At 70.6% G+C, this 11385-nt stretch carries 10 protein-coding genes; 6 read left to right on the top strand and 4 right to left on the bottom strand.

Features of this window, described 5'->3' with window-relative positions; genetic code table 11:
* Positions 1 to 74: 74 nt before the first annotated feature.
* Positions 75 to 947, bottom strand: a complete 873-nt coding sequence (locus tag ACFY2X_RS21910; protein ID WP_389940433.1) for a hypothetical protein — start codon at positions 945 to 947, stop codon at positions 75 to 77.
* A gap of 99 nt (positions 948 to 1046) precedes the next feature.
* Here ACFY2X_RS21910 and ACFY2X_RS21905 point away from each other — a divergent pair, with 99 nt between their 5' ends.
* Positions 1047 to 2003 (top strand): TIGR03885 family FMN-dependent LLM class oxidoreductase, encoded by a 957-nt coding sequence (locus ACFY2X_RS21905; RefSeq protein WP_389940431.1) that lies wholly within the window; start codon positions 1047 to 1049, stop codon positions 2001 to 2003.
* Positions 2004 to 2093: 90 nt separating this feature from the next.
* On the opposite strand, the gene ACFY2X_RS21900 is transcribed toward ACFY2X_RS21905, so the two are convergent.
* Positions 2094 to 3560, bottom strand: a complete 1467-nt coding sequence (locus tag ACFY2X_RS21900) for a hypothetical protein (RefSeq protein ID WP_389940429.1) — start codon at positions 3558 to 3560, stop codon at positions 2094 to 2096.
* Between the two features lie 471 nt (positions 3561 to 4031).
* The gene (locus ACFY2X_RS21895; protein ID WP_389940427.1) at positions 4032 to 4400 is read right to left on the bottom strand and encodes an ArsR/SmtB family transcription factor; all 369 of its coding nucleotides are present in this window, start codon (positions 4398 to 4400) and stop codon (positions 4032 to 4034) included.
* 81 nt (positions 4401 to 4481) lie between these two features.
* On the opposite strand from ACFY2X_RS21895, the gene ACFY2X_RS21890 reads away from it, so the two are divergent.
* On the top strand, positions 4482 to 5480 hold the full coding sequence (locus ACFY2X_RS21890) for a zinc-binding alcohol dehydrogenase family protein (RefSeq protein ID WP_389940425.1): 999 nt from the start codon (positions 4482 to 4484) through the stop codon (positions 5478 to 5480).
* A gap of 89 nt (positions 5481 to 5569) precedes the next feature.
* Here ACFY2X_RS21890 and ACFY2X_RS21885 read toward each other — a convergent pair whose 3' ends face one another.
* Positions 5570 to 6061, bottom strand: coding sequence for a MarR family winged helix-turn-helix transcriptional regulator (locus ACFY2X_RS21885; RefSeq protein ID WP_389940423.1), 492 nt, complete (start codon positions 6059 to 6061; stop codon positions 5570 to 5572).
* Between the two features lie 162 nt (positions 6062 to 6223).
* Between ACFY2X_RS21885 and ACFY2X_RS21880 the strand changes: the two genes are divergently transcribed.
* The 4 genes from ACFY2X_RS21880 (at position 6224) to ACFY2X_RS21865 (ending at position 11364) form a co-directional block, all read left to right on the top strand.
* Complete coding sequence (locus tag ACFY2X_RS21880; RefSeq protein WP_389940421.1) at positions 6224 to 7240, top strand: MurR/RpiR family transcriptional regulator; 1017 nt, start codon at positions 6224 to 6226, stop codon at positions 7238 to 7240.
* Between the two features lie 137 nt (positions 7241 to 7377).
* Positions 7378 to 8844 (top strand): APC family permease, encoded by a 1467-nt coding sequence (locus ACFY2X_RS21875; RefSeq protein WP_389940419.1) that lies wholly within the window; start codon positions 7378 to 7380, stop codon positions 8842 to 8844.
* 26 nt (positions 8845 to 8870) lie between these two features.
* Positions 8871 to 10154 carry a glutamine synthetase family protein gene (locus ACFY2X_RS21870; RefSeq protein ID WP_389940417.1) on the top strand — a complete coding sequence of 428 codons (1284 nt, stop codon included), beginning with the start codon at positions 8871 to 8873 and terminating at the stop codon, positions 10152 to 10154.
* A 52-nt stretch (positions 10155 to 10206) separates the two neighbouring features.
* Entirely contained in the window at positions 10207 to 11364 is a 1158-nt protein-coding gene (locus tag ACFY2X_RS21865; RefSeq protein ID WP_389940415.1) for an amidohydrolase family protein, read from the top strand.
* The last annotated feature ends 21 nt before the right edge of the window (positions 11365 to 11385 follow it).

Below are 11385 nucleotides of genomic sequence, written 5' to 3'. Positions count from 1 at the left end.
GAAAGCAGAGGCCGGCCGGCCCGGGAGTCCAGGGACCGGCCGGCCGGGGAGCCCGGAGAAAGAGCCGGGGACGGTCACACCTCCGGGGGCGGCCAGGGCACGCCGATCGGGTTCGGCACCGGGAGCGTGCCCGACTCGATCACTGCGCCGGCCAGGGGGCGCAGCAGCCCGGCGAGGGTGGCGGTGGGCCCGCGGCCGAGGGCCTGCCAGGGGCGGGCCGCCGCCTCGTCGGTCAGCCGCTCGATCCGGTCCCGTTCTCGTGCGCCCAGGGCCGTCAGGCGGCCCGAACCGTCGAGCCACCCCCGCTCGCACAGGCTGTCGACGCCGGAGGCCCAGTCGTCGCCGTCCCACCGGCGGGCCTGGCGAAGCGTGTCCACGCGGCTCTCGTCCGCCGCGGTCTTGAGCAGGTGGGCTTGGATCGGGGACACGCCGTGGGCGACGAGGGCGGCCACGTGCCCGTCGCCCCGGTGCTCGCGCAGCGTGGTCGCGGCCTGCCACAGCCGCAGGTGCGGCTCGGCCGGTGCGGGGAGGGCCTGGTTCGCCGCGCCGAGCACCCGCCCCGCGGTGTCGGCGTGCCCGGCGGCCTCCCAGGCGAGCGTGGCGGCCGTGCGCAGCTCCGCCGAGTCGATCACCGCGTCGGTGAGCAGGCGCCGCAGGGCGGCCCCCGCCCCGTCGAGCCGGGCCCGCAGCACGGCGGCGGGGGTCGCGAACGTCCAGGCGTCGGGGAGGGCCCGGGAGACCTGGGCGGAAGGGAAACCGTGGAACGCGGCGGTGACGACTTCCGGGCCGACGGGCCCGAGTGGAGCAGCCCGCATCGCGAAGTAGCCCATCCAGAACCCGCGCATGCCGACCGCGTCGGCGGCCGCCCGCACCTCCGGCGCGAAGTAGGTGACGGCGTGCAGGGGTTCCAGCAACTGCCACATCACGCGCGGGATGTTCACGTTCATCCGGGTTCCTTCCGTCGGCCGTCAGTTGCCGATCAAGTATCCGACAGCCCTCCCCGGCTCGTTCCGAGTGGACGTCCCTGCCGCGGGTAGCCGCAGGCCATGGCGACTTATGGCTTCCACTCATCACATGAGCAGATTCACCCGGCCGAACTGCTGAAGGCGGTGACACGGGCCGAGCAGGCGGGCTTCACGGCGGCGATGTCGTCGGATCACTTCTCCCCGTGGAGCGGACGGCAGGGGCACTCCGGCTTCGCCTGGTCCTGGCTCGGCGCGGCCCTGCAGGCCACGAGGCTGCCTTTCGGCGTTGTCAGCGCGCCCGGTCAGCGCTACCACCCCGCGATCATCGCCCAGGCGATCGGCACCCTCGGGGCGATGTTCCCCGGCCGGTTCTGGGCGGCGCTGGGCACCGGGGAGGCGAGCAACGAGCACATCACCGGTGGTGGCTGGCCGCGCAAGGATGTCCGTACGGCACGCCTGCGGGAGTGCGTCGACATCATCCGGGCGCTGCTGGCGGGGGAGGAGGTCAGCCACGACGGCCTGGTGACCGTTGACCGCGCCCGCCTGTGGACCCGACCAGACGTCCCGCCCAGGCTGGTCGGGGCCGCGGTGAGCGCACGGACGGCCCGGTGGTGCGCCGGGTGGGCCGACGGCCTGATCACCGTCAACGGCCCGATCGAGACGCTGCGCGAGGTCGTCGGCACCTACCGGGAGGCCGGAGGAAAGGGGAAGACGGCCCTCCAGGTCCATCTGAGCTGGGCGGAAAGCGAGGAGGAGGCCCTGGCGATCGCTCACGACCAGTGGCGGAGCAACGTCTTCGGCCCGCCGGTGAGCTGGGACCTCGAAACCGTGGAACAGTTCGACATGATCACTGCCGATGTGCAGCCGTCCAAGGTCGCCGAGGTGGTCAACGTCTCGGCCGACCTCGGACGGCACGCGGCCTGGATCAACGAGTACGCGGAGCTGGGCTTCGACGAGATCTACCTGCACCACGTCGGCCGGGAGCAGAGCGCGTACATCGACGCTTTCGGAGCGAAGGTCCTGCCTCGGCTCGGCTGACGACGCCGCGTGGTGATCGCCGGCAGGCGGCCGACGACATGGTCACGCCGGTCGCGTCTAGAGCGGGTTCCGGTATGCGGTCACACGTGATTACCGCGCCGGGCCGAAATGGTTCACGCTCGCTTTCGCGATGCCTGGAGCACGGTCGCCGACAGGGGTGTCAAGCCTGCGGGAGCGGGACGGTTTAGGTGCCAGCGCCAATCCCGCGGACAGGAAGGCGAGAGGCAACGCGGGAATCGCGTACCTCGCATCGAAGCCGGTGACGAACGGCGGCGCGATCACGAGGGCGGTGGCGACCGCCCAGGGCAGCAGGATCTCCATGCGCCGGCGCACCACCACACCGCCCAGTCCCACCAGCAGGATCACGAGCAGGACCGGGCCGGGCGTATACGCCCATCTCTGGTAGGCGCGCATCCAGGAGGCGTACGGTTGCACGATCCGGGTGTCCGGGTCGCCGCTGTCGTAGCCGGTGGCGAGGTTGCGGGGTGAGGAGGGCTGTGAGCTGTCGCCGGGCACTTTCCACGGCCTGCCGGGAAACTCGTAGGGATTGCGCTTGCTCGCGGACGAGTCCCGGAGCCTGCGCGACCAGCGGAACACGGAGACGAGGTCGGCCGTCCCCGTGGCGAGGAAGTCACCCGGCTGGGCCATGATGGCCCGGCGCGCGAATCGGCTCGCGACCGCGTTGACGTCGGTTCCCTTCGGGAGCGCCCCGCGGTTGATGGGGGAGAAACCGTGCCAGATCCAATTGGCCGGAGGAGGCCGTCTGCGCCTCGGCATCCGCGGGCACAACGCCGCCTCCTCCGGAGGAGGCATGATCCGCGAGCAGTCGGCGAACGTCGTCGTGCGCGCCCACAGGAAGATGCCGTCGGCCTCCGTCAACCCGAACGTTCCGCGCTCGGCCTGAACCCAGGCGGAGTAGGACGCGATCGGGATCGTGGCGGCGAGCACGCATGCGGACACCGCTCGCCATCCCGCCCGGCGGACGATCAGGCAGACGGCGGCGACGGCCACCAGCGGCAGGCCGATCACGCGGGTGACGGCCGCCAGGCCGAGCAGCGCTCCACCGGCCGCCGCGGAGACGACCGGTGCGGCCCGCCGCATGAGTACGGCCACAGCCCCCGTCACCAGCAGCGTGAACAGCGTCTCGGCCAGGATCATGTGTTCCAGCAGGATTTGGAGCTCGTCGAACAGCACCGGGACGACCACCAGCGTCGCCGCCCAGCCAGGCAGGACGCGGCGCAGCGGCACGTAGACGAGCACGGCGACCGCGAGACCGATCAGATGCTGGAGTACGGCCACCGCCTCGAGACTGTGCAGGGGCTGGAGCAGCTTGAGCAGGAATGAGTAGCCGATCGGCCGGAACGCGCTCGGTTCCTGAACGGTGGCGCCCCGTAAATAGCTAAAGGAATCCGCCCAGAACCATAGGACCGGGGGGTAGGCGGCCATCGTGACCGCCCGCACGACCGCGGCGAGAGCCAGGGCGGCGATCATCGCCCGATGCTCCCGCAGCCAGGGTTTTCCGGGCAGCCTGAAGAGAACCGCCGACAGCTTGATCAAAAAGTGCGCCTTCGCGTCAAGAGACCGACGCCGGGAAGGTCAGCGCCGTGAGGGGCGTGCCGAGGGGTTCAGCGGCGCAAGCCGGTGCCGGCCGAATGACCGCGCGGATCTCCGGGCCGGACACCGGTCTCCGTCGGAGCGATGCTCATGACGGCACCGGTGCGGTGGGAGATGTCGCGTTCCGCCGCCCTTCCTGAAGAACGTGATGACCCGAGCTCGGAGGCCGGCCCGCTCCGTGTGCGAATCCTTTCGAGTGGGTTGCCGACATTGGTAATTGCCGCGAGGGCTCCGAAAGGTTCACGGCTGTTCCGGGCGAATTCGGGCGGGGGCGAGATGGAGCGGCATGCCGAGGCGCATCGGCCGCGCTCCCTTCGTCGCCCTCCCGGAGACACCTCTGCCTGGAAGGAGGCGGATGGAGCGTCACATGACAGAACAAAAGAAATGAAAGGAAAGGTCGCCGGGGTGGTCCGGCTATTCGTGATCTCCGGTGAGGGGAGGGGTGGCCGCGCTGAGCTGGCGGTCGTACGCGGTCACGATGGTGCCGAGAAGACTGGGGAAGCGGGCGTCGAGATCTTCGAGGCGGAGCGCGCTCCACCGGCGGTTGCCGTCCTCGCGCTGACGGATGACCCCGGCCTCGCGCAGGACCCGGAAGTGATGGGTGAGCGTGGAAGGCGCGACGTCCACCGGGAAGGTTCCGCACGCCCGTTCCCGCTCGGCGAGCAAGATCTTCACGATGGTCATGCGGGTCGGCTCGGCCAGGGCATGCAGGACGTCCAGCACGTCGAACTCGCTGACATCGGGATGGGCCAGCGTCGCGGACCGGCGGCGTGATCGGGGCATCTCACACCTCTCTTTCGACAAACATCGTACAACTGTGCTACGACTTTCGTTGTACGACGAACGTCGAAATAGGAGATGATGATGCGCGCTCTGGTGATGACGGAACCGTCACAGGGGTCGGACCGTACGGAGATCCGCGAGGTGGACGCACCTCGGCCGGGCGCGGGAGAGGTGACCATCGACGTCGCCTACGCCGGGATCAACTTCCTCGACGTGATGGTGCGCCGCGGCGATGCCGGGTATGCGAAGGCGTGGCCGTACGTTCCCGGCACCGAGGTCGCCGGCACCGTGCGGGAAGTGGGCCCGGGCGTGACCGGCCTGTCCGCCGGCCAGCGGGTGGCCGCGTTCACCCTGGGGGGCGGCGGGCTGGCCGAGGTCGCCCGCGCCCAGGCGGCGCTCACCGTGCCGATACCGGACGAGGTCCCGTCGCCGGTCGCGGCCGCGGCCCCGCTGATGCTCTCGACGGCGCTTCTGCTGCTGACCGACGCCGCAAGGCTCCGCTCCGGAGAGAGCGTGCTGGTGCATTCCGCCAGCGGCGGTGTGGGCAGTGTCCTGGCGCAACTGGTGCCCGTCCTGGGCGGCGGGCTGCGCATCGGCACCGTCGGCCGCCCGGAAAAGGTTCCCTCGGCGCGTGACGGCGGCTACGACGTCGCGATCGCGCGTGGTGACGGCCTGGCCGAAGCGGTGCGCGCCGCCAACGGCGGCGAAGGCGTGGACGTCGTGCTGGACCCCCTGGGCACCAGCCTGCTCGACGTCGACCTGGAGGTGGTCGCACCCGGTGGGCGCATCGTGCTGTTCGGCAACGCCGGCGGCGGGCAGCCCGCGCCGTTGCCGCCCGTCGGGCAGCTGACCCGCGGCAACATCGCGATCGTCGGCTTCAGCATCAGCGGCCTGTCCGCCACCGCGCCACGGCGCGTGGCCGCGGCCACGCGCCGTGTCCTGGACCTGGTCGCCACCGGTCGGCTGGACGTCCCTCTCACCGAGGTCGGTTCCCTCGCCGAGGCGCCCGCCGTACACCAGCTGCTCGCGGACGGCCGGGGCAACGGCAAGTACGTCGTGCGACTCGCCTCTCCGGCGTAGAAGGGCCGCCTTCTCGGTACGGATCGGCATGGATCGGTATGGATGATGCGGAGAGGTCCTCCCCCGGCATGCCGAGTCAGGTCGTGCCGTCAGGGGGTCTCGGGTTCCCCGCGTTCGCCGGTCCGGGGGCTTGAGTGCAGGTGGGTGAGCGTCTGCGGGGTCAGGCGTCGTGCGAGTGCCTCCAGGGTGGCGACGACCTCCTGGATCTCCCCGGGGTCGTCGGTGCCGAGCGCCGCGGCGAGCGCGTCGTCGACGGTGGCCGAACGGACCGCCGTCACCCGATCGGAGGCCTCGGGGGCCTGCCGGACGAGAAGCCGGCGGCGGTCTTTGGGGTCGGCCGCCGTCACGATCGAGCCCGCCTCCCTGAGCCTGGTGATGCACGCGGACACCTGGCTCTGCGGGAAACCCGTCCGCGTGGCGATCTCGCCGACGGAGCTGTCCGGGTGTTCGCGGATGTCGCTGATCACGATGAGGACCGATCGATGACTGGCGGGCTGCGGGCCGAGGCCTTTCGTCGGAAGGGCCTCCTCGCCGATCTTCATCAGGGTCCGTCCCAGCAGGAACAGGTCGACTCCGTTCATGCTCACGACAATACATCAAATTAGATGCATCATAATCGATGCTTTTTGGGGTCATGGTCGATCGTCGGTGAACGGGGTACCGGCGTGCACGCCGCTTCATCCGGTGCGATGACCGGCCAGAATGAGGGCTTGGGCGGCCCGAGACGGCCGGGAGGTGTTCCGATGACGGATGAGGGCGACAGAGCGGAGCGGGGTGGCGTGTCCGGAGAGGAAGTCAAGACCGGAGAAGGAGTGAGGGCCGGAAAGGGGGCGGAGTCCGGAGAAGGAGTGAGGGCCGGAGAGGGGGCGGAGTCCGGGGAGGGAGCGAAGGCCGGAGAGGGGGCGGAGATTCTTGTCTCGGTCGCGGAGCGGGTGCGGCGCAGTCTGGCCGGTTCCTCGGCGGGGGAGCGGCTGGTCGCCCGAACCCTGCTGGCGAACTATCCCGCGGCCGGGCTGGAGACCGCGGCACGGCTGGCCGAACGGGCGGGGGTGAGCGCGCCGACCGTGGTCCGGTTCGTGGCCCGGCTGGGGTTCGAGGGTTACCGGGCATTCCAGCAGGCCCTGCGGGACGAGATCGAGGCGCGACGGGCCTCGCCGCTCACGCTTGCCCAGCAACTCGGCGACGGGATGACCCCGGCCTCCCTGCGGGTGTCGGCCGGGGCGATCTTCCGGCAGCGGCTGGACGAGTCGTTCGCCGCGCTGTCCGACCCCGAGCTGGAGGCGGTGCTGGACCTGCTGGCCGACCCGGCCCGCCGGATCGCGATGATCGGAGGGCGCTTCTCGCACATCCTCGCCGAATATCTCGACCTGCATCTACGGCTGCTGCGGCCGGGCACCCGCGTGCTCGATCCGCGCCCCGAGAGCCTGGCCGCGTTCTCCGTGGACGTCGGGCGCCGGGACGTCGTCGTCGTGTTCGACTACCGGCGCTACCAGCGCGACGTCGTCGAGTTCGCCCGCCGCGTGCATGGCAGGGGAGCCAAGGTCGTGCTCTTCACCGATCCGTGGCTGTCTCCCGCGTCGGAGGTCGCCGACCTGGTGATTCCCGTCAGGGTCGAGGCGCCGAGCCCGTTCGACAGTCTCGTCCCGGCACTCGCGCTCGTGGAGACGGTGGTCGCGGGTGTGATGGCGCGGCTGGGGAAGGCGGGTGAGGAGCGGCTGCGGCAGTGCGAGGAGATCGCGGGTGACGTCACCCTCGGCTGAGGCGCCCGGGGTGCTCGATCGGGATGCGGAACCGAGATGCAACAAATATTTCATGACACCTTGTTGATGGTCTTCATGAAAGATACGTTTCATCTTCATATGCAGGTCACCCCCCATCGCTCCTATCAGGAGGTGCCATGACCGGAGAACCGCGCTTACCTCGCAAACTACGTCTATGGGAGGTCTTGGCCCTATCGGTCGGGCTCATGGGCCCCACCCTCGCCATGGCCCTCAACGGCGCCGGCGTGTCGGCCACGGTCGGCAAGGCCGTGCCGCTGGTCTTCGTGCTAGGCCTGATCGGGGTGGCGCTGGTCGCCTACGGGTTCGTACGGCTGACGCGGCACTTCAACCACGCCGGGTCGGTCTACGCCCTGGCCGGAGTGACCCTGGGACCCCGCGCCGGGTTCTTCGGCGGATTCGCGTTGCTGGGAACCTATCTTTTCTTCGCCGTGTGCACTCTGGCGGCGACCGCGGTGTTCGCCGAGGCGTTCGCAGCCGCGCTGGGCCTCTCATGGAACGTCCCGTGGTTCGCCGTGGCCGCGGTGACGGCCGCGGCCGTCTGGATGGTGAACTCCCGCGAGTCCCGCGTGACGGCACGGACCCTGCTGGTCGTGGAAGGCGTCGGCATCCTGGGGATGCTGGTGCTCAGCCTCATCATCGTCGCCCGCACCGGGACCGGCAGCGCGCCGGCCGGGCAGACGCTGGACCTCTCGGTGTTCGGGCTGGGAGGCACCACGGTGAGCGCGGTGACGACCGCCACGGTGTTCGCGTTCCTGTCGTGGGCGGGCTTCGAGGCGTGTGCGTCGCTGGGCGAGGAGACCGCCGACCCGCACCGCAACGTCCCTCGTGCCCTGGCGGGCAGCGTGCTGCTCACCGGCGGCCTGTACGTCTTCGTGATGTTCGCCCAGACCATCGGCTTCGGCACCGACGACAAGGGAGTCGCCGCCTTCTCCGGCTCGGCCTCCTCCCTGTCGGCGTTGGCGCAGGCCTACGTCGGCACGTGGTTCTCGCTGGTCATCGCCTTCACCGCGGTGGCGTCGGCGTTCGCGGCCTCGATCAGCTCGACCGCGGCGGCCAGTCGTCTCATGTTCGCCCTCGCGCGGGACGGCTTCGGCCCCCAGATCCTCGCCCGCACCGACCGGCGCACCGCGACCCCCACCGTCGCGCTGGTCGCCGCGCTGATCATCGCCGCGGCCGGTGACATGATCCTCGACCTGACCGGGGTCTCCGCCTTCGACGCCTACTACTGGTTCGCCACACTCGGCGTGCTGTGCCTGCTGGTGGCGTACGCGGTCGCCGGAGCGGGCGTGATCGCGTTCATCACGTCCGGGCGAGGGCGGATCCCCCGGCACGAGATCGTGATACCGGTGCTGGCGATCGCCTACCTGTGCTTCGTCTTCTACAACCAGTCGATGGGGCAGGCCAGCCCGCTCAGCTACTTCCCGTGGGTCGCCGCGGCCTGGTGCCTGGCGGGCCTGGTGGCCGTGCTCGCCGCGCCGAAGCTGGCACGTCGCATCGGTGAGCGCCTCACCGCCGAACTGACCCAGCCCGGCGGCTCCGCTCCCGAGGTTCCCGGAGCCCACGAGAAGGCCACCCAGATATGACGTTCCCAATCCAGGAGCACCCTGCCATGACCGGCGCCCCCACCGTCTTCGTCGCGACCTGTGACCTGGCGGCACAGCTCCGCGGCCGTGCCGTACCCATCTCCCGTGAGGAGGCGGTGCTGCGGTCGGGGACCGGCTGGGTCCCCGCGGACCTGGCCATCACCTGCTTCGGGCCGATCGCCGACAACGTGTTCGGCTCCGCGGGTGACCTGCGGCTCCTGCCCGAGCCAGCCACCCGCGTCGACGTTCCCGCCGACGGTGACCTGCCGGGCACGCGGCTGTACCTGGCGAACCAGACACTGCCCGACGGGACGCCCTGGGAGTGCTGCCCCCGGACGTTCCTGACCACGGCCGTCGAAGAACTCCGGGCGGAACTGGGCATCACCGTGGTCGCCTCGTTCGAGCACGAGTTCACCCTGGCGGGTCTGCCCTCGTCGCCACCGTTCTCCTTCGAGAGATACCGGAGCGCTGAGCCGTTCGGCTCCGGCCTGGTGACCCTCCTCGACCAGGCGGGGTTCGATCCCGAGACATGGCTCCCGGAGTACGGCGACGCCCAGCACGAGATCACGCTCAGCCCGGCGGACGCCGTCGTCGCCGCCGACCGGGCGGTGCTGCTGCGCGAACTCGTGCGCGACCTCGCCCGGCGGCGTGGGCTGCGAGCCTGCTTCGCGCCGCTCCTCGACCCGATAGGCACCGGGAACGGCGTGCACATCCACCTGTCGTTCCGCGACGCCGACGGCAACCCCGCCCTTTACGACCCGGCCAGGCCGGGCGGGCTGTCGGAGCTGGGGGCGCGCTTCTCCGCCGGAATCCTGCGCCACGCTCCCGCGCTGACGGCTGTGACGGCCGCGAGCCCGGTGTCGTTCCTGCGCCTGACCCCGCATCGGTGGAGCGCGGGCGGGGTGTTCCTCGCCGAGCGCAACCGGGAGGCCATGCTCCGCATCTGCCCGGGAACCGGGCCTGATGCCGGAGCCCAGCTCAACCTCGAATACCGGGCCGCGGACGCGACCGCCAATCCCTGGCTCGCGCTCGGTGTCCTGCTACGGGCAGGCCTGGAGGGGATCCGGCGCGGGTACCCCGAACCCACCGTCTGGCCGGAGTCGGCCACAGAGGAGGAGCTTTCCGCCGTGCCGCCTCTGCCCAAGACGCAGGACGAGGCGCTGAACGCCCTGGAGAAGGATGAGGTCGTGGGCGGGTTCTTCGCGCCTGACCTGCTCACCACCTATCTCGCGGTCAAACGGGCCGAGGCGGTCTCGCTGGGCGGGCTGGACGACGCGGAGCGCTGCCGGAGGATCGCCGATGTCCACTGAGTCGACTGAGCCCCGGGAAGGGGCGGAATTCATGAAACGGAGCGGATCTCCCATGCGGGTCGAGCCCCTGGAATCCCTGAGGCGGGCGATCGAGGCGATCCCGCTGGTGGACCATCACGTTCACGGCGCCCTGGCCGACGACGTGCCGCGCCGGCAGTTCGAGGAACTGATCACCGAATCGGACCGGCCGGTGCCCGGCTGGATGACCCAGTTCGACTCCCAGGTCGGATTCGCCATCCTGCGACACTGCGCGCCCGTTCTCGGTCTCGAGCCGCACCCGGACCCGGAGACCTATCTCGCCCGCCGCGCCGAGCTCGGGACCGAGGAGGTGAACAGGCGCCTGCTCGCCGCCAGCGGGATCGGTCACTTCCTGATCGAGACGGGCTATCGCGGAGACGAGATTCTCGGTCCGGTACAGATGGCCGCTGTCACCGGCCGGCCCGCCGACGAGGTCGTCCGGCTGGAGGCGATCGCCGAGCGAGTCGCCGCCGAGGGCACCGACGCCGCCGGATTCGCCGCCGCCTTCGAGACGGCCCTGTGGGAGCGCAGCCGTACGGCACGCGGCCTGAAGACCATCGTCGCCTACCGCCACGGGCTCGACTTCGACCCCAGCCCGCCCGCTCCGAACGAGGTGACGGCGGCGGCCGGTCGCTGGTTGCGGACGGCCGAGCAGACGGGGAAGATCCGCGTTGACGACCCGGTCCTGCTGCGCCACCTGATCTGGACGGGGATCGAGCGCGGCCTGCCGCTGCAGTTTCACATCGGGTACGGCGACCCCGACGTCGACCTGCACCGCTCCGACCCGTTGCTGCTGCGCGGCCTCATCGAGCTGGCCGAACCCCGGGGCGTTCCCCTGCTCCTGCTGCACTGCTACCCGTTCCACCGCAACGCCGGCTTCCTCGCGCAGGTCTATCCGAACGTCTACTTCGACGTCGGGCTGGGAGTGAACTACACCGGGGCACGCAGCGTGGCCGTCGTGGCCGAGAGCCTGGAGCTGGCTCCGTTCGCCAAGATCCTCTTCTCCTCGGACGCCTGGGGTCCCGCCGAGCTGCACCATCTGGGCGCCCTGCTCTGGCGGCGTGCGATGACCCGCGTGCTTTCGGAATTCGTGACGGACGGGGAGTGGAACGAGGAACAGGCGGTGCGGGTCGCCACAATGATCGGCGCCCAGAACGCCCGCCGCGTTTACGGCCTCGGAGAAACCGCGTGACCCGCATTCATGACCGACGGC

The sequence above is a fragment of the Streptosporangium sp. NPDC000396 genome (genome assembly GCF_042898655.1).
Lineage (GTDB): Bacteria > Actinomycetota > Actinomycetes > Streptosporangiales > Streptosporangiaceae > Streptosporangium.
The sequence above is the reverse complement of the archived record's forward strand: the minus strand, read 5'-3'. Positions and strand labels throughout refer to the sequence as shown.

What these genes read in the sequence shown, in the direction of transcription:
- ACFY2X_RS21885 (WP_389940423.1), bottom strand. Translation starts at nt 6,061, where the DNA reads ATGAACGGAGTCGACCTGTTCCTGCTGGGACGGACCCTGATGAAGATC.
- ACFY2X_RS21880 (WP_389940421.1), top strand. Translation starts at nt 6,224, where the DNA reads ATGACGGATGAGGGCGACAGAGCGGAGCGGGGTGGCGTGTCCGGAGAG.
- ACFY2X_RS21895 (WP_389940427.1), bottom strand. Translation starts at nt 4,400, where the DNA reads ATGCCCCGATCACGCCGCCGGTCCGCGACGCTGGCCCATCCCGATGTC.
- ACFY2X_RS21905 (WP_389940431.1), top strand. Translation starts at nt 1,047, where the DNA reads ATGGCGACTTATGGCTTCCACTCATCACATGAGCAGATTCACCCGGCC.
- ACFY2X_RS21910 (WP_389940433.1), bottom strand. Translation starts at nt 947, where the DNA reads ATGAACGTGAACATCCCGCGCGTGATGTGGCAGTTGCTGGAACCCCTG.
- ACFY2X_RS21875 (WP_389940419.1), top strand. Translation starts at nt 7,378, where the DNA reads ATGACCGGAGAACCGCGCTTACCTCGCAAACTACGTCTATGGGAGGTC.
- ACFY2X_RS21870 (WP_389940417.1), top strand. Translation starts at nt 8,871, where the DNA reads ATGACCGGCGCCCCCACCGTCTTCGTCGCGACCTGTGACCTGGCGGCA.
- ACFY2X_RS21890 (WP_389940425.1), top strand. Translation starts at nt 4,482, where the DNA reads ATGCGCGCTCTGGTGATGACGGAACCGTCACAGGGGTCGGACCGTACG.
- ACFY2X_RS21865 (WP_389940415.1), top strand. Translation starts at nt 10,207, where the DNA reads ATGCGGGTCGAGCCCCTGGAATCCCTGAGGCGGGCGATCGAGGCGATC.